This window comes from Chitinophaga caeni (genome assembly GCF_002557795.1).
Classification (GTDB): Bacteria; Bacteroidota; Bacteroidia; order Chitinophagales; family Chitinophagaceae; genus Chitinophaga; species Chitinophaga caeni.
This window is the reverse complement of sequence record NZ_CP023777.1, coordinates 2,933,038-2,959,649: the sequence shown is the minus strand read 5'-3', so window position 1 is coordinate 2,959,649 and position 26,612 is coordinate 2,933,038. Positions and strand designations below refer to the sequence as shown.

Below are 26,612 nucleotides of genomic sequence, written 5' to 3'. Positions count from 1 at the left end.
ATCATTAAGTGAATACATTTCATCAACCTCTTTTAATTACAATATATCCTGAGAACCTTTTATGCTTGCCTGTTGAATCCCACACATTTATTATATAGAAATAGCTACCGTCCGTTACCTGCCTACCATCTCCTCCACCGTTATTAGACTTACCATCAAACCTCACGCTTTGGTTGTTGTAGCCGTAAGCTTTGAAAACTACGCCTCCCCAACGGTTGACAATCACGACTTCATTCTTCGGATATGATTCGATATTGTTAATCTTCATATAATCATTTCCAACCCCGTCATTATTTGGAGAGATCGCTTTCGGAACATCGATATGAATCTCGTTACCGCCGGGAAGTATATCTCCTACAATAGTAAGGGTATTGCTCCTGGAGAATGTGAAGCCGGTGGCTTGCCCTCCCAAGATGATCGTTTCATCTTGCTCCGGCAGCCCATCTTCCTGGATATTCAAATCAAATGTTACTTCGCTGGCCCCCGCTGGAATAGTTAACTCGAGCGGGATTCCGTTGTAATCCATAGCATCAACAGTGGAGGTACCATCTACCAGCACCTTGATAACAATCGGGTTCACCGAAGTAATACCCGGAGCCAAGCTATAAGTAACCTTTGTACTGCTCCCTTCATGGATCTTTGAAGAATCTACGTGGACAGATATATTTTTATTTCCGCTATTATTGGCCGTAGCATCTTTTATTTGAATGATGGCCTGGTTAAATGTGAAACCTGTCAAAGAACCGTTCAATTTCAAAGTTTTCGAGTTGCCGATAATATTATCCATATATGCATTCACACTAAATGCCTCGCTAATATTCTGACCAGCCGGAATCATGATTGTTGTAGGAATTGTGGCAATGTCGCTAGGCGCAGCAGTTGAACTTGCATCCATCGCAATATTTACGACCAGCGGGTAAGCTGCTACAATATTACCTGGCAACTTCACTTGTAAGGCAATGGAGCCTCCTTCATCTATCGTAGCATTTGCAGGGCTAAAGTTTAAATGCATGTTCTGCTCCACTTGCGAAGTTTTATCTATTATCTCCAGGCTCAAACCATTTACCGCGTAACCACTTGCCGAACTAGCCGAAAGGACAAGTATTTCCTTATGTTCCAAGATATTATCAGCTAATGCCTCGAATGGAACGCTAGCCGAATTACTACCTGCCGGAATAGTTACTTGCAATGGTAACGTACTATAATCATTGGTACTTGCAGTTGAACCAGCATCAATGGTAAGATCAATCACTATGTCATGGTCCGGTGCAATACCTTGAGGGAGGGAGAATACAATCTGCTGTGTTGGATCGCCTTCGGTAATTGAATTGTTACTAGTGGTCATAGCAATTACCAACCCGGTTCCATCCGCATCTATAACATCTATATTGACATTTCCTACTATGTTGAATCCAGCCGCACTTGCCCCGAGAATCAATTTCTCAGTAGATTCAACCAGGTTATCAGCTATAACATCAAGTGAAATTGAAGCGCTGTTTTGATTTGCAGGAATGGTAATGCTGGAAGGGATACCTCCTGTAAAGTCTGCATCTATAGTCGTGCTGCCATTATCTGTTAATAAGACCGTTACCGGCGCCTCACTAGTTATTCCGCTTGGTAAACTAGCCGTGATTATTACACTGTTGCCCTCTGTTACAGTACTTGGACTTGTTATATTAATTACAGCATTTGAAGGAATAGTACTGGTATGATCAATAATTTCGAGCACAGTTTGTGTACTTGATAAATTTCCAGCAATATTGCTTTCTGCATTGATTTCCAAGTGTTTCGTAGGTTCTAAAACCCCATCATCAGGACTTGCTGTCACCGTGAAGTTAGCGCTGTTACTACCTGCCGCTATCGTTACGCTGCTTGGGAAGCTGTACTCGCCGGGAGAAAGATCCGCGGAGGTGTTCGTTCCGCTCGATAACGCCACCGTGATATCGCTGCTGCTTGTGATACCGGCCGGTAAGCTCACCGTGACCGTGCTGCTACCTCCTTCCGCTATGCTGGACGGGGAAGCCGATAAACTCAATGCGCGGTTCGCGGCGATCGTACCCGTTTTATCGGAGATCGTTACCGTCGTGCCGATTACCGTGTAACCGTTGGCGTTAGTGCCGTTTATTACCAGTGTTTCGTTACTTTCTATGATACCGTCTTCCGTGGCAGGCACCGTGAATGTCGCGCTGTTATCCCCGGCTAAGATCGTCACGCTCGATGGGATAGTCCCGTGGTCGGAAGAGCCCGCAGTGGAAGCCCCGCCTTTAGATAAGGATATCTCCATGTCTGTTCCGGCGATTAGACCGCCCGGTAAGCTCACCGAGAACGTTGCCGATGCTCCTTCAGCTATGCTGGAAGGGCTTGCACTTATCGTGATATTGCCGCTGACCGCTTCATCGGTTACCGTCATATCTATACTACCGCTGATCGTGAAGCCGCTTGAGCTGCCGCTCAATTTCAATGTTTCATCACCTTCAATACTGTTGTCTGCTATTACTTCTATGCTCACGCTGCCGCTGTTGCTACCTGCCGGGATCGTGATACTGGCTGGGATACCGCCGCTGAAATCCGCTCCCAGGGCACTGCTGCCGTTATCGACCAAGGTTACCGTGATAGCGGTGGCCGAGGTGATACCACTTGGCAGGCTCGCCGTTAGCGTGGCAGCCGCTCCCCCTTCGGAAATGGTTGCACTGGAACTGCCCAGCGTGATCTCCTTGTTCGCCGGGATAGTACCCGTCGCATCCGTGATGCTCAACGTGGACGCCGTGCTCTCGCTGCTGCCGCCAACTGTTGCTTCCGCGAGTATTTCAAGGTCCTCGGCGGGTTCTAAAATATTATCGTCTGCACTGGCAGTTACCGTGAAGGTAGCGCTGTTGCTACCCGCAGCAATTGTCACGCTAGCCGGGAAGCTGTACTCGCTGGCCGAAAGACCCGCTGAAGTACCCGCACCGCTCGATAACGCCACCACTATATCGCTACTGCTAGTGATACCGGCCGGTAAACTTACCGTGAACGCGCTGCTACCACCTTCCGCTATGCTGGACGGGGAAGCCGATAAACTCAATGCCCGGTTCGCGGCAATCGTACCCGTTTTATCGGAGATCGTTACCGTCGTGCCAATTACCGTGTATCCGTTGGCGTTAGTTCCGTTTATTACCAGTGTTTCGTTACTTTCTATGATACCGTCTTCCGTGGCAGACACCGTGAATGTCGCGCTGTTATCCCCGGCTAAGATCGTCACGCTCGATGGGATAGTCCCGTGGTCGGAAGAGCCCGCAGTGGAAGCCCTGCCTTTAGATAAGGATATCTCCATGTCTGTTCCAGCAGTGACGCCGATCGGTAAGCTCACCTTGAACGTGGCTGACTCCCCTTCAGCTATGCTGGAAGGGCTTGCACTTATCGTGATATTGCCGCTGACCGCTTCATCGGTTACCGTCATATCTATACTACCGCTGATCGTGAAGCCACTTGAGCTTCCGGTCAACTTCAAGCTCTCGTCCCCTTCCACGCTGTTGTCTGCAACCGCGGCGATCGTCGCGCTGCCGCTGTTGCTACCTGCCGGGATCGTGATACTGATTGGCATACCGCCGCTGAAATCCGCTCCCAGGGCACTGCTGCCGTTATCAACCAAGGTTACCGTGATAGCGGTGGCCGAGGTGATGCCACTTGGCAGGCTCGCCGTTAGCGTGGCAGCCGCTCCCCCCTCGGAAATGGTTGCACTGGAACTGCCCAGCGTGATCACCTTGTTCGCCGGGATAGTACCCGTCGCATCCGTGATGCTCAACGTGGACGCCGTGCTCTCGCTGCTGCCGCCAACTATCGCTTCCGCGAGGATCTCCAGGTCCTCGGCGGGTTCTAAAATATTATCGTCTGCACTGGCAGTGACCGTGAAGATAGCACTGTTGCTACCCGCAGCGATTGTCACGCTCGCCGAGATGCTGTACTCGCTGGCCGAAAGACCCGCTGAAGTACCAGCACCACTCGACAACGCCACCGTGATATCGCTACTGCTAGTGATACCGGCCGGTAAACTTACCGTGAACGCGCTGCTACCACCTTCCGCTATGCTGGACGGGGAAGCCGTTAAGCTCAATGCACGGTTCGCGGCGATCGTACCCGTTTTATCGGAGATCGTTACCGTCGTTCCGATTACCGTGTAACCGTTGGCGTTAGTGCCGTTTATTTCCAGTGTTTCGTTGCTTTCTATGATACCGTCTTCCGTGGCAGGCACCGTGAATGTGGCGCTGTTATCCCCGGCTAAGATCGTCACGCTCGATGGGATAGTCCCGTGGTCGGAAGAGCCCGCAGTGGAAGCCCCGCCTTTAGATAAGGATATTTCCATGTCTGTTCCGGCGATTAGACCGCCCGGTAAACTCACCTTGAATGTGGCCGACTCTCCTTCCGCTATGCTGGAAGGGCTTGCACTCATCGTGATATTGCCGCTGACCGCTTCATCGGTTACCGTCATATCTATACTACCGCTGATCGTGAAGCCACTTGAGCTGCCGGTCAACTTCAAGCTCTCGTCCCCTTCCACGCTGTTGTCTGCAACCGCCGCGATCGTCGCGCTGCCGCTGTTGCTGCCTGCCGGGATCGTGATGCTGGTTGGCATACCGCCGCTGAAATCCGCTCCCAGGGCACTGCTGCCGTTATCAACCAAGGTTACCGTGATATCGGTGGCCGAGGTGATGCCACTTGGCAGGCTCGCCGTTAGCGTGGCAGCCGCTCCCCCTTCGGAAATGGTTGCACTGGAACTGCCCAGCGTGATCTCCTTGTTCTCCGGGATAGTACCCGTAGCATCCGTGATGCTCAACGTGGACGCCGTGCTCTCGCTGCTGCCGCCAACTGTCGCTTCCGCGAGGATCTCCAGGTCCTCGGCAGGTTCTAAAATATTATCGTCTGCACTGGCAGTTACCGTGAAGACCGCGCTGTTGCTACCCGCAGCGATTGTCACGCTCGCCGGGAAGCTGTACTCGCCGGCCGAAAGACCCGCGGAGGTGTTCGTTCCGCTCGACAACGCCACCACTATATCGCTACTGCTGGTGATACCGGCCGGTAAACTTACCGTGAACGCGCTGCTGCCACCTTCCGCTATGCTGGACGGGGAAGCCGTTAAGCTCAATGCCCGGTTCGCGGCGATCGTACCCGTTTTATCGGAGATCGTTACCGTCGTGCCGATTACCGTGTAACCGTTGGCGTTAGTACCGTTTATTACCAGTGTTTCGTTACTTTCTATGATACCGTCTTCCGTGGCAGACACCGTGAATGTCGCGCTGTTATCCCCGGCTAAGATCGTCACGCTCGCGGGGAGGGAACCGTGATCCGCTGAACTGGCCGTAGACGTGCCGCCCTTCGATAGGTTCACCAACATGTCCGTTCCAGCGGTGACGCCGACCGGTAAGCTCACCGTGAACGTGGCTGACTCCCCTTCCGCAATAATAGTTGGGCTGGAAGTAATGCTGATGTCACCGCTGACCGCTTCATCGGTTACCGTCATATCTATGCTTCCGCTGATCGTGAAGCCAATTGAACTGCCGGTCAATTTCAAGCTCTCGTCCCCTTCCACGCTGTTGTCTGCAACCGCGGCGATCGTCGTGCTGCCGCTGTTGCTACCTGCCGGGATCGTGATGCTGGTTGGCATACCGCCGCTGAAATCCGCTCCCAGGGCACTGCTACCGTTATCAACCAAGGTTACCGTGATATCGGTGGCCGAGGTGATGCCACTTGGCAGGCTCGCCATTAGCGTGGCAGCCGCTCCCCCTTCGGAAATGGTTGCACTGGAACTGCCCAGGGTGATCTCCTTGTTCTCCGGGATAGTACCCGTAGCATCCGTGATGCTCAACGTGGACGCCGTGCTCTCGCTGCTGCCGCCAACTGTCGCTTCCGCGAGGATCTCCAGGTCCTCGGCGGGTTCTAAAATATTATCGTCTGCACTGGCAGTTACCGTGAAGGTAGCACTGTTGCTACCCGCAGCGATTGTCACGCTCGCCGGGAAGCTGTACTCGCTGGCCGAAAGACCCGCTGAAGTACCCGCACCGCTCGATAACGCCACCACTATATCGCTACTGCTAGTGATACCGGCCGGTAAACTTACCGTGAACGCGCTGCTGCCACCTTCCGCTATGCTGGACGGGGAGGCCGATAAACTCAATGCGCGGTTCGCGGCGATCGTACCCGTTTTATCGGAGATCGTTACCGTCGTGCCGATTACCGTGTAACCGTTGGCGTTAGTGCCGTTTATTACCAGTGTTTCGTTACTTTCTATGATACCGTCTTCCGTGGCAGGCACCGTGAACGTCGCGCTGTTGTTCCCCGCGCTGATCGTCACGCTCGCGGGGAGGGAACCGTGATCCGCTGAACTGGCAGTAGACGTGCCGCCCTTCGATAGGTTCACCAACATGTCCGTTCCAGCAGTGACGCCAGCCGGTAAGCTCACAGTGAACGTGGCTGACTCTCCTTCCGCAATTATAGTTGGGCTGGAAGTAATGCTGATGTCACCGCTGACCGCTTCATCGGTTACCGTCATATCTATACTACCGCTGATCGTGAAGCCACTTGAGCTGCCGCTCAATTTCAAGCTCTCGTCCCCTTCCACGCTGTTGTCTGCAACCGCGGCGATCGTCGTGCTGCCGCTGTTGCTGCCTGCCGGGATCGTGATACTGGTTGGCATACCGCCGCTGAAATCCGCTCCCAGGGCACTGCTGCCGTTATCAACCAAGGTTACCGTGATATCGGTGGCCGAGGTGATGCCACTTGGCAGGCTCGCCGTTAGCGTGGCAGCCGCTCCCCCTTCGGAAATGGTTGCACTGGAACTGCCCAGCGTGATCACCTTGTTCGCCGGGATAGTACCCGTCGCATCCGTGATGCTCAACGTGGACGCCGTGCTCTCACTGCTGCCGCCAACTGTCGCTTCCGCGAGGATCTCCAGGTCCTCGGCGGGTTCTAAAATATTATCGTCGGCACTGGCAGTTACCGTGAAGGTAGCACTGTTGCTACCCGCAGCGATTGTCACGCTTGCCGGGAAGCTGTACTCGCTGGCCGAAAGACCCGCTGAAGTGTTCGTTCCGCTCGATAACGCCACTACTATATCGCTACTGCTAGTGATACCGGCCGGTAAACTTACCGTGAACGCGCTGCTACCACCTTCCGCTATGCTGGACGGGGAAGCCGTTAAGCTCAATGCCCGGTTAGCGGCGATCGTACCCGTCTTGTCGCTGATTGTTACTGTCGTACCTGTTACTGAGAAACCATCAGAATTAGTACCTTTTATTACTAAGGTTTCGTCTGACTCTATAATGTCATCTTCTAATGAGTTAATTATAAAGGTGGCTTCTGAATCCCCTTCCGCTATCATTATATCACCCGGAATAGCTAAATGATCTGCTCCTGAAGCCGTTGAAGCTCCATCCTTAGAGAGATCGATTATAATCTGTTTACCAGCGCTATATCCTGCCGGTAAACTCACTTTAACAGTTGTCGAGCCTCCTTCTATTACCGTGGATGGTGAAGCGGTAATTAAGATGTTACCAGCTACTACTTCATCCGTGATCGTGATATCGATGTTGCCACTGATCGTGAAGCCACTTGAGCTGCCGCTCAACTTCAAGCTCTCGTCCCCTTCCACGCTGTTGTCTGCAACCGCGGCGATCGTCGCGCTGCCGCTGTTGCTACCTGCCGGGATCGTGATGCTGGTTAGGATACCGCCGCTGAAATCCGCTCCCAGGGCACTGCTGCCGTTATCAACCAAGGTTACCGTGATAGCGGTGGCCGAGGTGATACCACTTGGCAGGCTCGCTGTTAAGCTCACGCTGCCACCTTCAGCTAGTGATGAACCGGAGCTACCCAGCGTGATCACCTTGTTCGCCGGGATAGTACCCGTCGCATCCGTGATGCTCAACGTGGATGCCGCGCTCTCGTTGTTGCTGCCAACTGTCGCTTCCGCGAGGATTTCAAGGTCCTCGGCGGGTTCTAAAATATTATCGTCTGCACTGGCAGTTACCGTGAACGTCGCGCTGTTACTACCTACCGCTATCGTTACGCTGCTTGGGAAGCTGTACTCGCTGGCCGAAAGACCCGCTGAAGTGTTCGTTCCGCTTGATAACGCCACCGTGATATCGCTACTGCTAGTGATACCGGTCGGTAAGCTTACCGTGAACGCGCTGCTACCACCTTCCGCTATGCTGGACGGGGAAGCCGTTAAGCTCAATGCCCGGTTCGCGGCGATCGTACCCGTTTTATCGGAGATCGTTACCGTCGTGCCAACAACCGTGTAACCGTTGGCGTTAGTGCCGTTTATTGCCAGTGTTTCGTTACTTTCTATGATACCGTCTTCCGTGGCAGGCACCGTGAAAGTCGCGCTGTTATCCCCGGCTAAGATCGTCACGCTCGATGGGATAGTCCCGTGGTCGGAAGAGCCCGCAGTGGAAGCCCCGCCTTTAGATAAGGATATCTCCATGTCCGTTCCAGCAGTGACGCCGACCGGTAAGCTCACCTTGAACGTGGCTGACTCCCCTTCAGCTATGCTGGAAGGGCTTGCACTTATCGTGATATTGCCGCTGACCGCTTCATCGGTTACCGTCATATCTATACTACCGCTGATCGTGAAGCCGCTTGAGCTGCCGGTCAACTTCAAGCTCTCGTCCCCTTCCACGCTGTTGTCTGCAACCGCGGCGATCGTCGCGCTGCCGCTGTTGCTGCCTGCCGGGATCGTGATACTGGTTGGCATACCGCCGCTGAAATCCGCTCCCAGGGCACTGCTGCCGTTATCAACCAAGGTTACCGTGATATCGGTGGCCGAGGTGATGCCACTTGGCAGGCTCGCCGTTAGCGTGGCAGCCGCTCCCCCTTCGGAAATGGTTGCACTGGAACTGCCCAGCGTGATCACCTTGTTCGCCGGGATAGTACCCGTAGCATCCGTGATGCTCAACGTGGACGCCGTGCTCTCACTGCTGCCGCCAACTGTCGCTTCCGCGAGGATCTCCAGGTCCTCGGCGGGTTCTAAAATATTATCGTCTGCACTGGCAGTTACCGTGAAGGTAGCACCGTTGCTACCCGCAGCGATCGTGATGCTGCTTGGGAAGCTGTACTCGCTGGCCGAAAGACCCGCTGAAGTGTTCGTTCCGCTCGATAACGCCACCGTGATATCGCTGCTGCTAGTGATACCGGCCGGTAAACTTACCGTGAACGCGCTGCTACCACCTTCCGCTATGCTGGACGGGGAAGCCGTTAAGCTCAATGCCCGGTTAGCGGCGATCGTACCCGTCTTGTCGCTGATTGTTAACGCTGTACCAGTAATCGTGTAACCGCTAGCGTTCGTACCAGCTATATTTAAAGTTTCATCATCTTCAATTATATCATCTAAAAGGGCGCTTAAAGATATGGTCGCACTATTTTGACCAGAAGGAATTGTAATAGAGCTTGCACCAAAAGAATAATCCCCGCTCGCTACAGTAGATCCACTTCCCGCTGAAAGATCTATCACTATATCCTGTCCTGCCGCGATGCCGCTAGGTAACTGCGCCGTAACCGTAGCCGGAGCATCATCTTCCATCATTGATAATTTATCAATAGACAGAACGATCATAGGATTTACATTTTCTATCGCGATGAGCACATGATCCGTGGCATCAACATTGCCAGCAAAATCAAATCCGGCGGCCGACAATAAGAATTTCAAGTTCTCGGTCGCTTCATTAATACCATCTTCCTTTACCTCCATAGTTACAAATGCGGAATTACTTCCAGCCGGAATAACAATGCTTGTTGGAACCGGGTTAACAAAATCACTCGCATCAGCAGATGGAGCATCCATTACCTGGGTTAGATTCACAGTAATATCATAGCTTGCCGTTATTCCCGGAGGTAATGACGCCATTAATTGCGTTGTATTTCCTTCCGATACGTTTGCGTCTGCCGAGATCGTGATTATTGTATTGGCAGGGTTGATGCCGGTAATATCTGTTATAGTTACCGTACTTTCTGCCGTGGAACTATTTCCGTAAACATCACCTTCGGCATGAATCACTAAATCCCGGTTTAAATCCAGCACGCCGTTATCAGCGCTAGCCGTTAATTGAAAAGAAATACTTGTTGCACCTGTTGGTATCGTTACGCTTGCCGGGAAGCTGTAGGCGGCAGCATTTAAACCAGGATCTGTACCTGTGCCTACCGTCAAATTAAAAGTGAGATCTTCCGTTGCAGGTGTACCGCTATCCAAACTTAACCAAACAGTTGTCGAACCTCCTTCCGTTATGGAAGTAAGATCCGGTGTTAAAGTGATATCAAAATTAGAACCTGTGGTTGTTTTATCAACAATTGTTACACCGAATGGAGCATCATAGCTGCTGAACGTTGAGCCAGTGAAAGTAAAATCTAAACGTTCGTTCGCTTCCACTTCAGTATCGGTGGCAGCGCTAATTGTTACCGTAACTTGACTTTCGCCCTTGTGCAGTATGACCGGGTATGTGCTGATTGTATAGTCGGAAGCTCCTGCCGCGGAAGAAGCCACCCTACCAATTTCCAGGTCAAAGTCGCTCCCTGCAATAAGTCCTCCATCAAGCGTTAAAACGAAAGTAGCTGTTCCGGTTCCTTCATCAATCAGAGCATTATGATCACCGGTAACATTTACATATACGGGTAAGAATCCCGGATCCAAATACCAATCGTTGATGGTTATTTCTGTCGGGTTCACTGTGAAGTTCACGGCAGTACCGGTAATCTTAAACATCTCTTGTTCTTCCAAATACGAGTCGAAAGAAACAGACATGAAATAGGTACCATTATTGTTTTCCGCATCTGCCGGAATGATAATTTCAGTTGGCAACGCGTTATCAAAATCACTTAGATCGGCAGTGCTGTTTAATTGATCCCAGTCGATGCTAATCGTTATGGGCTCTTCGCTGGTGATTCCCGCCGGCAATGCAGCATTCAAATAATAACCATCTCCTTCATACAGGGAAGCTGACTCCAATGTAATCACCATATTCGCGGGATTCTCCTTCGTGACATCTTCAATCTGTATATTGGCTGCGGCTGTTTTTGTTAGCCCAGTAATGGTGGCCGTAGCAACCAGTGACAGCTGCTCATGTGTCGGCTCAAGGATGTTATCCGCATTAGCTTGAATAGTAAAGCTAGCTTCGCTGCTTCCCGTAGGGATCGTAACGGTCATAGGAAATGCAGCCGGCATCGTATAATCGCCATCTTCCGCATCCGTGGTTAAGTCGTCCTTGGTGATCGTAACAGTTATAGGAGATGGCGCGATACCGCCATTTAACATCACTTTCATCGTCATCGAATTCCCTTCTCTCAAAATGGTATCAGAGGGTTCGAAAGTTAGTTTCCCATTATCATCATCCAAAATTGTATAGGTAGCCGTGGTATGGGCTGCATCCAGGGTGATTAAGGGGCTAAAGGTTTGCAATTCCAATTGCATGCCCCGGTTAGATTGTAAAGATGTATTTCCTTTTATGATGATATTGGAAAGATCAATATCCGTCTCGCTGCTATAAATACCGGCAGGGATCCAAAGATCCCCAAGGTATTCGTAATCTGACGCGGTAACACCATCACTAGGCGTTGGTGTTACTAATATTTTTACGAGCTGCGGGCTTCCCAAGATTCCTGTAGACAGATGTAATTGTAAGCCTGTTATAACATGGGAATCATCCCCTTCCGCATCACTGGCCGTGGTAGCGGTGAGTCCTACCGTAAGCCCGGTACTGTTATCTGCTACAAGCGGATCTTCATAACTTAATCCATGAAATGCAGTATCGGCGCCGTATCCGATCAAAATCCTTTTCGTCTTAGCCTCGTAATTAGAACCGACTAGATTCCCGTTAAATTCGATGGCTTTATGAACTGATATCCCTTTTTCGGCATCGGGATATAATGATTCGTTATAAACGCTTTTTAGCCGGTACCCCGGGGTAATCTTTTCATTCCTTTCATCGGGGGAAGAAGCGTAAAAAGAGGTAAATCCGCCTTTCGTTCTATAGATATGTCCATCAAAAGAAGTGGCGCTACATTCTCCCACGGGCCTGTACACCCTAACAATGTCCGGTAAGTCTACATTAATGCCCTGGTAATCATCCCAACTATCAAATTTCGCGGCTTGACCATAAGCGCAATCACTCCCGCCCATCGCGACCCGCTCACTATGATACAGGTGAACGTAGTAAGATTCGGAACCCGGCGAAGCTAAAATCACGTAGTCGAGGAAAAAATAATTATCCCCTGCTATGTAAGAAAGCGTAGTATTAACGGTGTAGGTTTTACCATCAAAGTTGTTCAGGGTATCGGTCAGCATCACTTGCCAGGGAGCACCCACGGAGCCGTCCCCTGCAACGGAACTTTTCAACCTATTTTTCAAGAAATGTGCTACCGGTGCGCCGGAGGCAGATAATCTTTTTTCGAAGATGATGTATGGCCTGATCCCATTATCGAGATAAGAGCTCTGCACACCGGGTATTTCCCAGGTACCGTTGCGCTTAACTACGAGGTTGGTATCCGTGATCTTGATGCTGAGGCCATCCCCCGGCCCGTTACCACCATCGGGATTAATGATAATGTCCTGCGCGGAGGCAGCACCAACCGAACCTAACAGCAAACTCAAGAGCATCCAAACGGCAATTGCCCACGCACGTAGGGAGGTACGCGCAGGCTTTACCTGCTTTTTCAAAGGATAGGATAGGACAAACATAAATTCTAAAATTTCTTTATACCGAAATACTATAAAGTCCTTTTTTCTCGTTATTACCCGGTTAATCTAAAAGATCATATCCAGGTAATTTTTCAAGGGAGCAAACCCACCCAGGCCCATCATTAAAATTTGAGGGCTTTCACTAATTCGCTTTCTCGTAGCGACTAATCATAAATTAATTAATGCTAATCCAGGGGTATAACGCTTATGCCGCGCAATCAATACTTCTTACTAAGAGCCTTTCTGCCGATCCTTGAGAGAATTTTTAATATATATTTAATACATTTACTGCATTATATATAATATAATTAGCAAATCTATAATATTTATTATATTAAAACAAATAAACCTTTGTATTTTTTAGACTTCGTTACTCCCCGCTGCGGGGATTGTCATTAAATCGCCTGCCAGGGCAATTCAGTGCACCTAACTATTTTTATATCATCCTGATAGGTCGGCAAAAACATTATGCTAAAAGGTAAAATAAAGGTAGATTTGCAAAAAAATATATAATCTAAGGATGTCAACAGTTACAAGATCAAAAATAGACTTTAGCTTACCTTACAAGGTGAAGGATATGAGCCTTGCTGAATGGGGTCGCAAAGAAATTGAATTGGCAGAGGCAGAAATGCCCGGCTTGATGAGTTTAAGGGAAGAATATGGTGCTTCTCAACCACTTAAGGGAGCGCGTATCGCAGGATGCTTGCATATGACCATCCAAACCGCGGTATTAATTGAAACATTAGTTGCTCTCGGTGCGGAAGTGCGTTGGAGCTCCTGTAATATCTTCTCTACCCAAGATCATGCTGCCGCGGCCATCGCTGCTGCCGGTGTCCCTGTTTTTGCTTGGAAAGGCTTATCTGAAGAAGAGTTTGACTGGTGTATAGAACAAACATTGTTCTTCGGTAGCGAGGAACGCCCGTTGAATATGATCCTCGATGATGGTGGTGATTTAACCAACATGGTTCTCGATAATTATACCGAGTTGATCCAGCATATCAAAGGTTTAAGCGAAGAAACAACTACCGGTGTTCACCGCCTGTATGAAAGGATGAAAAACGGTACCTTACCGATGCCGGCTATCAATATCAACGATTCTGTTACCAAATCTAAATTTGATAACAAATACGGTTGCCGCGAATCTTGCGTTGATGCTATCCGCCGTGCTACCGATGTTATGATCGCAGGTAAAGTTGCCGTAGTTGCTGGATTTGGCGATGTGGGTAAAGGTTCTGCCGAGTCTTTGGCCGGCGCAGGCGCCCGTGTTATCGTTACTGAAATCGATCCGATCTGTGCGCTGCAAGCTGCCATGGAAGGTTACGAAGTAAAGAAAATGGTGGATGCCGTGAAAGAAGCGGATATCGTTGTGACCACTACCGGTTGCCGCGACATCATTGCCGGTGAGCATTTCAAATTAATGAAAGACAAGTGCATCGTTTGTAACATCGGTCACTTCGATATAGAGATTGACGTTGCTTGGCTGAATAACAATTACGGCCATACGAAAGTCGTGATCAAACCGCAAGTTGATAAATACACGATCGATGGTAAAGACATCATCTTGTTGGCTGAAGGTAGATTAGTAAACTTGGGTTGTGCTACCGGTCACCCTTCTTTCGTTATGAGTAACTCTTTTACGAACCAGACCTTGGCACAGATCGAGTTGTGGACCAATAGCGGTAACTACGAAAATAAAGTGTACGTATTGCCTAAACATCTCGATGAGAAAGTAGCCCGTTTGCATTTGAAGAAAATCGGCGTGGAACTAGACGAATTAACACCCGCACAATCTTCTTATCTCGGTATTCCGGCAGCTGGTCCTTACAAACCGGACTACTACCGTTACTAATAAAGAATGGTTCAAAATTTGTTATAAAAAAAGCATTCCGGGCAGATCCGCCTGGAATGCTTTTTTGTTAGGGCCGGTTTCTATTTTCATTCTACATCCCGTAATTTTGTAAGTATGACAAAGCTTAGTGTAAACATTAATAAATTTGCTACCCTCAGAAATGCCAGGGGTGGCAATTTACCTGATATATTAAAAGTTGCTGCCGATTGTGAAACGTTCGGCGCCGATGGTATCACGGTACACCCACGACCCGATGAAAGACATATCCGCTACCGGGATGTAAGGGAATTAAAACCATTGGTCACAACCGAGTTTAATATAGAAGGCTACCCTTCGAAAGAATTTTTGGATTTGGTCCTGGAAGTAAAACCAGAACAATGTACGCTGGTTCCGGATCCCCCGGGTGTACTTACTTCGAATACCGGTTGGGACACCATTCAACATCAATCTTTCTTAAAAGAAGTGATCGGCACATTAAAGGCAGCAGGCATCAGGGTTTCTATCTTTTTAAACCCCGAGGTGGATAAGGTGGAAGGCGCTAAAACTGCGGGGGCAGACAGGATTGAACTGTATACCGGGCCTTATGCTGAAGAGTATCACAATGCCCTGACCCAACCGCAGAACCTCGCCTTGTTTAACGATTATAAAAATACGGCTGTAAAAGCCACTGAAATAGGACTTGATATTAATGCAGGACACGATTTGAACCTTGATAATTTGCGCTATTTCAAATTGCATATCCCGCAGCTTAAAGAAGTTTCTATCGGCCATGCGCTGGTATGTGACGCCATCTATTTCGGTTTGGAAAATACCATCCAGATGTATAAACGTTTACTAGTAGATTAATGACTGTTAATCTCGTCAGCATGGGAACTATTTTTTGGCTAATTGTTCCCATGTTGTATTTCTATAAGAAGTATATACCAACCAAAAAAGCGCTGCCGAGATTGGCATAAACATATATACCAGGTAAATATTTTTGACCACCAAATAATGCACTAAGCCGATCGAACCGGGGATAATCATTATTAAAAAGCCCTTCAGGTATGTTGCCATCCCTTTGTTAGCCTCTATCTTTAAGGAAAAAGGTAATTTTCTCATGAACACGTAAGCGTACATGATGGCGATCGTAAATACATTGATAATACCCAATAGCAGGTTCGGCAAAATCTTAACGCCCCAAACGCTTAATGATAATACCACGATCATTAAATAAAACGGTAAAAAATATTTTACGAACAATGATTTGAATGCGCCTGCCATAATCGCACCGGGTTTTTGAACGGGGCTGCTGAAAAACACCCAGGCAGACTGGAACTTTTCAGAATATGGCAATGTTGATGCGGCCGTTATAAAAACGAAACTCGAAATGTAGATCAATAAAATATAACTGTTCGTACCCGGTAGATCTTGTAAAGCCTGCATCAAATTACCACCGCGGCTCCCCGGTAATATCAGTACGACAAAATACACCAGTACATAACCAAAGGAAGGATATACTTTCAATCTAAATTCCCTACTCCTGCCACTTACCAGCCATGTAAAATCGAAACCCGCCTTTTCGAGGTAATCCTTGGAAAGCCATCGGCTCAATCGTTGGGCGAATGTTTGTCCTTCTCCTTTCAACTTTTTCAACTTCGATTTATTTCGTTCCGTATCCCCTTGTAAACTGCTTATGTTTTTATTGAAGCTCGGCGCAAAATATTTTATAACTATCCATATACTGATGATGGGCACCAGCAAAGCTAAAATAAAACATACCCATAACAATACTGAATGATCTCCATAAACTAAAAATTTAAAGGCGCCTGCAAACCAGGTTGGTGGTAGGAAATATAAAAAAGGGTAATCATCCACCGTCATGCTGATATCCTTCTCTACCAAACGGGGAATTAAATAGTAAGAAGCAAAAATCAAGATTGAAAAGACTACCTGTATGGAACTAATGATCTCCTTGAACCGCGTAGGCGTCAAGAATTTCATCATCACCAGGTACAATGCATTGACCAGGAAGAGGGTAAATAAACTGATCAATACAACTAATAAGAAAAAAACTACCGCGACGAAAAATGATTTCCTGTTTATAGCCAAATACACCAAGGTAGGGCATGCCAAAGGAAATACCACCGTTGAAATATGTATAAAAATATGTAATAGCCGGGCGACTAAAACAGTCCTGTCATTGACTGGTCGCGGTAATATGATATAATTATCTTTTACATCTAATAGTACTTGTGTAAAATCTGAGATCAGGGTAATGGCCATCATGCTTACGAAAGCACTGAAGAAGATGAGCAATTGCATCACCGGGTCTGTTATAAATTTGAAGATGAGTAAAAACAATAGGCCCATCAGCAATGAAACGCCCATCGTAAACAATGTAGCGTAGTTGACTTCTTTTGTTTTACCACTATTGCCGCCCATCAACCGGTAAGCCGGGCGGCGGTTATCCATGATCAACTTTATTCTCAAAATTTCATTTAGCTGGTAAATATCTACCCCCATCTTCCTCCAAACGGGATTCAGGACAGACAAAAGCGATAATATGATAGCGTTCATACGGTCGGGTTAAAGGTTCCATCAATTAAAGGCATCCATAAAGTCATCTGCTACAGAAGAAAGGTTGTCCTTTCCGGTGAGATGCGCGAATATTTTTTCAAGCGTATCTCCTTCCTGTTGCTTCAACTGGCTAAAACTGCCATCGGCAATAATTTTTCCATCATTGATTAACAGGATACGGTCAGACACCTTCTCAACTACATCCATCATATGACTGCAATAAAAGATGGTTTTACCTTCCTTTTTCAGCAAGGACATGATTTCTTTGAAAATGATTACAGCGTTAGCATCTAATCCACTTAAAGGCTCATCGAAGAATACAATTTGCGGATTATGTATTAAACCAGAAATGATTAATACCTTTTGACGCATGCCCTTGGAAAATGTATCCATGCGGTCATGGCGGTTTTCAAAAAGCCCGAATGCGGTTAACATCTTTTTGGCGCGATCCTCGATCTTGGCATCTTCCATATAATACAAACGTCCAACGAAATACAAGTATTCCATCGGCGTCAAGACATCGTATATTTCAGCGTTTTCAGGAATGTACCCCACCTTCTTTTTCAAGGCTACCGTATCATCCTTCAAATTCATCCCATCGATGATGATCTCGCCTTCATAATCGGATAGCAGCCCGATCAGGATTTTCACCGTGGTAGATTTCCCGGCGCCGTTAGGCCCGATATAACCAATTACCTGCCCGGCAAATACATCGAACGAAATTCCTTTCAAAATTTCCTTATTACCGTATGATTTTCTCAAATTTTTTATTGTAATAATCGGCTTGGGTTCTATCACCGTTTCACTTATTCCTGGCATCTGTAAGGGTTTTACAATTTTTTTCAGAAAATTCCCGGTTTTATTTTAACCGGATCATTATGAAAAATACTGATTTAATTTAATATTCAATGGAATATCCTGGGGGAAACGGGGAGCAACAAATATTTTCGACCTACGTATCTTATTGATTATTAAAAGAATAAAGCCATCCTGTTTTGAACAAGATGGCTCTACTCAAACCCTTAAAACAATCAACATGAATGTGTACAGGCTTTGCCAAGATTAGCTGCTCGTACCGCTATTTCTTTAATAACGCAGTTTCGAGCACTTGGTTCATTTCTTTTACATAATGAAATTTCACCCCCTTGATATAAGCCGGGTTAATTTCTTTTACATCCTTTTCATTTTGCCAGCAAAGCACGATTTCCTTGATACCTGCCCTTTTCGCAGCCAGGATTTTTTCCTTGATCCCGCCAACAGGTAAAACTTGCCCCCTGAGGGTAATTTCTCCTGTCATAGCCAAGTAAGGCTTCACCTTCCTGCCCGTTAATACGGAAGCCAAGGCTGTAACCATGGTAATCCCCGCACTTGGGCCATCCTTGGGCACGGCTCCTTCCGGCACGTGGACGTGAATATTTTTCGTTGCAAATAACTTAGAATCAATATGATATTTCTTGGCATTGGATTGTAAATAACTTAAGGCTGTCGCGGCAGATTCTTTCATCACGTTGCCCAGGTTCCCGGTCAACTTCACCTCACCTTTCCCTTCTGCCAAGCTGGATTCAATCGTCAAGATATCACCGCCAACATAAGTCCAAGCCAATCCTACGGCCACTCCCGGCGGATAACCTACCTTGTACATCTCGTTGCTGTACCTGGGTTTACCGAGTATCTCCCCGACGATTTCATCGGTTATCGAGCTGGGCACTTTTTCTTCCATCGCAACTTTTTTCGCGATCGCCCTCATGATGGCAGCAAACTGGCGATCCAGTTCCCGCACACCACTTTCACGGGTATAATCCGCAATTAACTTTTCAATACCGGCTTTCGTGAAGGTAAATTTCACTTTATCGAGACCATGGGCTTCTTTTTGCTTGGGTATCAAGTGCCGCTTGGCGATTTCAACTTTTTCTTCGATCGAATAGCCGCTCAGGTCGATAATTTCCAAGCGGTCCCTCAAAGCGGGATGGATATTATTAATATTATTGGCCGTAGCGATAAACAACACTTTGCTCAAATCGTATTCCAATTCGAGATAATTATCGTAGAAAGTATTGTTCTGTTCAGGGTCGAGTACTTCTAATAAAGCAGAACCCGGATCTCCCCTAAAATCACTGCCGATCTTATCGATCTCATCCAAAATCATTACCGGGTTAGAAGTTTTGACCTTGCGGATCGATTGCAAAATTCTTCCGGGCATAGCACCGATATATGTTTTGCGGTGACCGCGGATCTCGCTTTCATCATGTAAGCCACCCAGGCTCAAGCGCACGTATTTCCTTCCGATGGCGTTAGCGATAGATCTTCCGAGGGATGTTTTACCGATCCCCGGGGGACCAACGAAACATAAGATCGGGGATTTCATATCGCCTTTCAGCTTCAGTACGGCCAAATATTCCAAGATCCTTTCCTTGATACGATCCATACCGTAATGATCATGATCCAAGATTTTCTTGGCTTTCTTCAGATCATATACATCTTTTGTATAGTCGGCCCAAGGTAAATCAAGCATCAGGTCCAGGTGATTGTACACAACCGAGTAATCCGGTGTGCTGGGATGCATCCTTTCCAACTTTTCAATGCCTTTATTAAAGGCTTCTTTCGCTTGCTCCGACCATTTTTTGTCTTCCGCTTTGCGTTTCATTTCGCGCAGCTCGCGGTCGTTCGTATCACCACCCAGCTCTTCCTTGATCGATTTAAGCTGTTGCTGTAAGAAATATTCCCTTTGTTGTTTATCGAGATCAGCCTTGGTTTTATTGGTGATCTTGTTTTTCAGCTCTGCCAGTTGCAATTCTGTTTGTAGCAACCTGAGCAATAATTCAGCCCTGATATGCAGCTGGTTCGTTTCCAGCAATTTCTGCTTATCCTTCAGGTCGCTATTCAGGTTAGAAGAAACGAAATGGATCAAGAAAGATGCATTTTCGATATTCTTCAAGATCATGCTGGCCTCGGAAGGGATATTGGGGGATAAAGCGATGATTTGGCTGGCCAGATCCTTGATGGAAGAGATGTAAGCATCAAATTCTTCCTGGTTTTCCGTGGGGATATCAGCTAAGAGGTCGTATTTCATTTTGAAATATGGCTCCTCCGAGATGATTTCAGTGATTTTAAAGCGTTTTTTACCTTGTATAATGACCGTGGTACCGCCATCGGGCATCTTAATTAATTTCACGATTTTGGCTATGGTACCAACATCTGATAAATCAGCAACCGTAGGTTCTTCTACATTACTGTCTTTTTGCGCTACGACACCTACCAATTTGTCAGCTTTATAAGCATCGTTTACAGCCTTGATGGACTTGTCCCTACCAACGGTAATTGGAATTACAACACCGGGGAACAAAACTGTATTTCTTAATGGTAAGAGGGCTAATTCATCGGGAAGTTGCCCATCATCCTCATTCTCGCTATCTTCTCCCAAGGGAATCAATGGCATAAATTCCATCTCTTCCTCCGAGTTTCCTAAAAAAAATTTATTCATCTGATTAATTTAAAGCCTAAAAGACAAGCTGTCAGTCAACATAACTAGAAGTCTTCTTTTATGGTTTTATACTATATTGACAACTTTGATGCCAATAGGATTGAACTATTAAACCGGGCGAAAGATAGCTAAAAAAAGCGTTTCACTTGGCAAATTGCTATAATACCAAGTGAAACGCTTATAAATATTTTCTTATAAATTAAAGAGGTGTTGTGAAGACATCTTATAACGTGACGCCTACACCCAGTTGGATAGTTTGATTTTTCCAACTTTTTGTGTCTGTTAGATCGTTGATATCATTTAAACCGATACCGTAACGGGCGCTTAAGTTAACGATCGGCAATTGTAACCAAAGTCCTCCAACCACGGCGAAATCACCGCTTTTGAATGCATTTTTACCATTTTGCCAAAGGTTATCTTTTTTGCTAAGCAAGATGCTGTATTGCGGACCAACTTGCAATTTCAGCCTTTGGTTCATAGCGATCGGAATGTTAGCTAAGATGGGAATACTGAGGTAATTCAGTTTAACGTCTATATCGTCTGATGTAGGATCCGTTTGATAAATGGTTGAGAACTGGTTCGTCGTTCTTTGTTTGGATTCCGAGAAGATAACCTCGCCCTGAACACCGAAACCTTTGGCGATATTCACCTGGACCAAGCCACCCAAATGGTAGCCCCATTTAAAACCGTTTTCGAAACCGTCTGCATCCAATTGCTGGATATTGGCTCCACCCTTGATACCGAATCTAACAAATCTTTGGGCATTAACTGTAGATATGGCTACTACAGACATCAGCAACGCGGCGATGAATAGTTTTTTCATAAAAAAATAGTTTAATCCTTTGTTTGTAATTAAGACGAATAAATACTGTTCCACCCCCAGTCACTTAGACATAATTCTTTGATTTGTTAAGATTTTACAAAATTCATGCTAAGAATTAATAAAGCTGTCTAGAATGGGGCTAATATTTACACAAGGTATATATTAACAAGCAATTTTATATTACAAAAAAATTAATTCATAACTATTTTTAATGTACTTTCCGAGATGATTAACTTTCAATCGTATTTAAGCAGATGTGGGAGTATTGGGGTAAACCGGGAAAACTTGCAAGTTTAAGCACTTTTTAGCCCGAGTACCCAAGCCATTGGAGTAACCGGGGCATCAACTTCAGAGTTCAGAACAGCAGTGTTGGAGCCCGGAACACCGACATTGGAGCGCGGAACACGCTCTTAAGCCAATTCGATCACCGTAATTTCCGGTAGGATACCTACCCTGCCGGGATAGCCTAAAAATCCGAAACCGCGGTTAACATATAGCATTTGTCTATTTTCTTTATATAATCCGGCCCATTGTTTATAAAGATATTGGGCGGGACTCCATTTAAAATATGGTATCTCGATGCCGAATTGCATTCCATGGGTATGCCCGGCAAGCGTCAGATCCACATCGGGATACTCCGGCCTCACTTGGGCGTCCCAATGCGAAGGATCATGCGACATTAATATTTTAAATGGAATACCTTCCGTACCTGCCATGGCCTTCGGCATATCACCTTTCCGCGGGAATCGGTGATTGACACTCCAATTTTCGATACCTACCAGGGCTATTTTATCTTCACCCCGCTCAAAGATGATATTTTCATTCATCATCAATCGCCAGCCAAGTTCGGCATGCGTATCCTTAACTTGCTGCAAGTTGGCTTCCTTCTGGCGGCTGTGGTGGAATTGATCATAATCGGGCCAAGGGTAATAATCACCGTAATCATGATTTCCAAGGGTTGAATATACGCCCATCGGCGCTTGGATCTTGTTAAAAACATCCATATAATGCTCCATTTCAACGGCACGATCATTTACCAAATCACCGGTAAAGAGGATCAAATCTGCCTTCTGCGCATTGATCATGGCAACACCGCGCTCAACGGCTTGTTTATTATTAAAGCTGCCGGAATGGATATCTGATACTTGGACGATCTTAAGTCCTTTAAAAGCTTGGGGCAAGTTAGAGAAATGCAGTTTCACCCTGCGGATATGATAATTATACTTGTTTGAAAAACCATAAGCCAAGGTTGCAAACATGCCGCCACCCATTAACAAGCCCAGGCTGGTAATGAATTTCGAGCGGCTGATACCTTCCCTTAGCTGCTGCTGCTCCCTCGGTGTTCGGAAACGTTTGAAACGATCGATGGACCAAATAATAAACCTCCTAAGGTCATCAACGATCATAAATAAGATCGCGATTGCCTTCGCAAAAAATTGCCCCATCACCAAGCTGATCACGTAGCTGCGGGCTTCAGGATGTTGCTCCCAATGCACCGATTTAAAATTAAATGTCAGCATCACGATATACACGATCGCAGCAAATCCCCAGTAAGCAAAATATACAATTCTCTTGTTACGTTCCGACCTGTTCCTAACCACGGCCCGCACGGCCATGAAAACGTACAGATCTATAATCAATAATACTAAAACGATCAACCAGTAATTAAGTCCTTGGCGCATTAATAATCAGAATATTGGTTCCTAAAATGATCGAAATTAAATGCTTGGTGTTGATTTGAAAAGTTAAATTCAACCCGGGCCTTTCCTTTCGTGTCATGAGAAGACGGATGAGCTCAAAAAAAATTGTATATTACTTGCAAAAGTATCGATTATTCAAGAATGTAAGAGGGCTATGTGCATTGATAACCAATCTTTGAATATTGAAACCCGGTTGAGAACCGTTTTCCATTGTGAATAAATAATACGATCTCCTTGGCCTGAATTTTGGGTATTCGTTGTATTTTTGTCCGATTGGGTAATTATAAACTATTTTTACAATATGAAGCTTACCTATTATGGCCATTCTTGTTTCAATGTAGATATCCAGGGAAAGAAAATTTTATTCGACCCATTTATTACTCCGAACGAGTTGGCAAAAAAAATTGATATTTCGAGCATTGAGGCTGATTATATTTTTGTTTCCCACGGTCATGAAGATCATGTAGCCGACCTGGTTAGTTTAGCGAAGCGCACCGGTGCGAAAGTCGTTTCGAACTACGAGATCGTGATGTGGACACTGAAACAGGGAATTGAGAAAGCCCACCCAATGAATACCGGCGGGCAATGGAATTTCAGCTTCGGTACGGTGAAATGTACCGCGGCACAGCACTCCAGCGGGTTACCTGATGGTTCTTACGGCGGGAGCCCGATGGGATTTATATTCAAAACCACGGACGGAACGTTTTATTTCAGTGGAGATACCGCGTTAACGCTGGATATGCAATTGGTTCCCAAATATGCCGAACTGGGTTTTGCCATCTTACCGATTGGTGATAACTTCACGATGGGGATTGATGATGCCATTGAAGCGGCCAAGATGATTCAATGTAATAAAATTGTCGGGGTACATTACGATACATTCGGCTATATCAAAATAGATCATGCAAAAGCGGTACAAGCATTTAAAGAAGCCGGCTTAGAGCTGATATTACCTGGAATCGGGGAAACAATAGACGTGTGATCGTCCTTTTAACTTTGAACACTTATAATATACAATGGCAAGAATTATAGCAATCGCCAATCAGAAAGGGGGCGTCGGTAAAACGACCAGCGCTATTAACCTGGCCAGCAGCCTAGCAGTACTGGAATACAAGACATTGCTCGTGGATGCTGACCCCCAGGCCAATAGCACCACGGGTTTGGGATTTGACCTTCGGAATGTTCAACAAAGCCTGTACGATTGTATGGTCAACGATGTGCAAGCTAAAGATGTAGTCCTGGAGTCCGATACACCGAACTTAAAGGTTTTACCTTCGCACATTGACTTAGTCGGTGCAGAGCTGGAACTGATCAACCATCCTAACCGCGAGCGCGTGATGAAGCAGGTGATCGATTCGGTGAAAGATGATTACGATTTCGTAATTCTTGACTGCTCCCCTTCCCTCGGTTTAATTACCGTGAATGCCCTGGTGGCTGCCAACTCGGTAATTATCCCGGTACAATGTGAATTCTTCGCCTTGGAAGGACTGGGTAAATTACTCAATACCATCAAGATCGTTCAAAGCAGGCTAAATACCGACTTGGAAATTGAAGGTATCCTGATGACCATGTACGATGGCAGGCTACGACTCAGCAACCAGGTGGTGGATGAAGTAAAACAGCATTTCGAAGAAAGCGTATTCAATACCATCATACACAGGAATACCAAGCTGGGCGAAGCGCCGAGCTTCGGTAAATCCGTTATCATGTACGATGCTTCCAGCACGGGAGCCATCAACTACCTTAACTTGGCCAAGGAAATATTGCAAAAGCACGATTTCACCAAGATCCAAAACAAAGATAAAATTCTAGTTTCCAAAGATGACCAATCCGAATAAGAAAGCGGCGTTGGGTAAAGGTATCCGCTCGCTGTTACAAAACATCGATACCGAGTTGAAACAAACTTCAAGTGCATTGGACAAACAAATTGTTGCCACTGCAACCGGTATCGAGCGCATCCCGCTGAAGGATATCGATGTCAACCCGAAGCAACCCCGTAGGGATTTTGATGAACAGGCATTACAGGAATTGAGTCATTCTATTAAACTGCACGACGTGATCCAACCGATCACCGTTGCCAGGGTAGGAAAAAAGTTCCAACTGATTGCCGGTGAAAGAAGGCTCCGCGCCAGTAAGATGGCCGGCTTGAAAGATATCCCGGCATACATCCGCCAAGCCAACGACCAAGAATTATTGGAGCTGGCTTTGCTCGAAAATTTGCAGCGTGAAAACTTGAATGCTATCGAGATAGCCTTGAGTTATAAGAGGCTAATGGACGAATGTGTATTTACGCAAGAACAGGTGGCCGACCGGATGGGGAAAGAACGCAGCACCGTTACGAATTATATGCGCCTGTTAAAACTGCCCCCAGACATCCAGGTGGCCGTTAGGAACGGGACAATTTCAATGGGGCACGCAAGGGCTTTGATCAGCATCGAAAACGTTGACAAGCAACTTTTTGTTTATAACGAAATCACGAAAAACGGCTTGTCCGTTCGTCAAACCGAAGAGCTCGTGCGCAGGATGCACCAGGCCAATAAGGGTAATGAAAAAAAGACCCTCCCTGGCTTACCACCGGCATACAAGAGGATCGAAGATAAACTGGCTTCCCATTTTGCAACGAAAGTTAAACTAGATAGGAGCAAGAACGGGAAAGGAAACATCCAGATCGAATTCTATTCAGATGAAGAACTGGAGAGTATCCTGGAAAAAATATCTTTATACGGTGAAAAATAAGGCTCAAAGGATGCAAAAAAAATTCATCCAACGGGGGTTTTCCCTGTTGATGATACTTTTAATTACAGGGCAGGCACAGGCACAGAGAATGGATTCGGCACGCAAGGCCAAGATAATGCAAGATTCTATCGATTTGGCCAATACGGCAAAGTTGAGGGATACTTTATCGCAACCGGTAGTTGACACGTCTTTAATTATCAATTCGATCCAACCGGACTCTTCCGTAAAGGCTAAAGTTAAACTGAACCCGAAAGGCGAACATGATCCCGGGAAAGCAGCATTTTACAGCGCGGTTCTACCGGGCATGGGCCAGGCTTATAACCGGGAATACTGGAAAATACCGATCGTGTATGCCGCCCTGGGTATCAGCGCGGGTTTCTTTATATCGAACCTCGATAATTACAAGCTTTATAGGGACGCGTACCGGATGCGGATCGCCAACCAAGGCAACCCGAATTATACAGATGATTTCAAATATACGAATTCGGATCTCGTTTACCTCCGGGACGCCTACCGGCAATATGTCGATTACTCGGTACTAGTTTTTGCTTTGGCATACGGTCTGAATATCGTGGATGCAACCGTTTTTGCCCACCTCAAACAATTTGATATTTCGGATGACCTCAGCATGTATATCACCCCGAAGATTATCAATAACCAGGCAATCGGCATCGGCATCAACCTCCAGATTGGCAATAAACGCGGCCGCAAGTACAACCGGGGCGGATTTGCCAGTTTAAGATTCTAAATCAATAATAACAGTTACA

The 26,612-nt window shown here is 46.7% G+C and carries 12 protein-coding genes; 6 read left to right on the top strand and 6 right to left on the bottom strand.

The window, feature by feature from the left end; genetic code table 11:
- Window positions 1-22 precede the first annotated feature (22 nt).
- Entirely contained in the window at window positions 23-12,697 is a 12,675-nt protein-coding gene (locus COR50_RS12490) for a Calx-beta domain-containing protein (protein WP_098194297.1), read from the bottom strand.
- Window positions 12,698-13,217: 520 nt separating this feature from the next.
- On the opposite strand from COR50_RS12490, the gene ahcY reads away from it, so the two are divergent.
- The gene (gene ahcY, locus COR50_RS12485) at window positions 13,218-14,546 is read left to right on the top strand and encodes an adenosylhomocysteinase (protein WP_098194296.1); all 1,329 of its coding nucleotides are present in this window, start codon (window positions 13,218-13,220) and stop codon (window positions 14,544-14,546) included.
- 114 nt (window positions 14,547-14,660) lie between these two features.
- Window positions 14,661-15,392, top strand: a complete 732-nt coding sequence (locus tag COR50_RS12480) for a pyridoxine 5'-phosphate synthase (RefSeq protein ID WP_098194295.1) — start codon at window positions 14,661-14,663, stop codon at window positions 15,390-15,392.
- Between the two features lie 27 nt (window positions 15,393-15,419).
- Here the strand turns inward: COR50_RS12480 and COR50_RS12475 are convergent, their stop codons facing one another.
- From COR50_RS12475 to COR50_RS12455, 5 genes are all read right to left on the bottom strand, one after another.
- Window positions 15,420-17,105, bottom strand: a complete 1,686-nt coding sequence (locus COR50_RS12475) for a hypothetical protein (protein ID WP_098194294.1) — start codon at window positions 17,103-17,105, stop codon at window positions 15,420-15,422.
- 21 nt (window positions 17,106-17,126) lie between these two features.
- A complete protein-coding gene (locus COR50_RS12470) occupies window positions 17,127-17,924 on the bottom strand; it encodes an ABC transporter ATP-binding protein (protein ID WP_098194293.1) in 798 nt (265 codons plus the stop codon).
- A gap of 259 nt (window positions 17,925-18,183) precedes the next feature.
- Window positions 18,184-20,586: an endopeptidase La gene (gene lon, locus COR50_RS12465; RefSeq protein WP_098194292.1), complete on the bottom strand. Its 2,403-nt coding sequence runs from the start codon at window positions 20,584-20,586 to the stop codon at window positions 18,184-18,186.
- A gap of 223 nt (window positions 20,587-20,809) precedes the next feature.
- The gene (locus COR50_RS12460; protein ID WP_098194291.1) at window positions 20,810-21,409 is read right to left on the bottom strand and encodes a porin family protein; all 600 of its coding nucleotides are present in this window, start codon (window positions 21,407-21,409) and stop codon (window positions 20,810-20,812) included.
- Between the two features lie 410 nt (window positions 21,410-21,819).
- Window positions 21,820-23,091, bottom strand: a complete 1,272-nt coding sequence (locus tag COR50_RS12455; protein ID WP_098194290.1) for a metallophosphoesterase — start codon at window positions 23,089-23,091, stop codon at window positions 21,820-21,822.
- A 319-nt stretch (window positions 23,092-23,410) separates the two neighbouring features.
- Here COR50_RS12455 and COR50_RS12450 point away from each other — a divergent pair, with 319 nt between their 5' ends.
- The 4 genes from COR50_RS12450 to COR50_RS12435 are packed head-to-tail and all read left to right on the top strand — an operon-like array spanning window position 23,411 to window position 26,593.
- Window positions 23,411-24,091, top strand: coding sequence for a metal-dependent hydrolase (locus tag COR50_RS12450; protein WP_098194289.1), 681 nt, complete (start codon window positions 23,411-23,413; stop codon window positions 24,089-24,091).
- A gap of 34 nt (window positions 24,092-24,125) precedes the next feature.
- Entirely contained in the window at window positions 24,126-24,947 is an 822-nt protein-coding gene (locus COR50_RS12445) for a ParA family protein (protein WP_098194288.1), read from the top strand.
- Entirely contained in the window at window positions 24,931-25,845 is a 915-nt protein-coding gene (locus COR50_RS12440) for a ParB/RepB/Spo0J family partition protein (protein WP_098194287.1), read from the top strand. Before COR50_RS12445 ends, COR50_RS12440 begins: the two co-directional genes overlap by 17 nt.
- 10 nt (window positions 25,846-25,855) lie before the next feature.
- On the top strand, window positions 25,856-26,593 hold the full coding sequence (locus tag COR50_RS12435) for a DUF5683 domain-containing protein (RefSeq protein ID WP_157760803.1): 738 nt from the start codon (window positions 25,856-25,858) through the stop codon (window positions 26,591-26,593).
- Window positions 26,594-26,612: the final 19 nt, after the last annotated feature.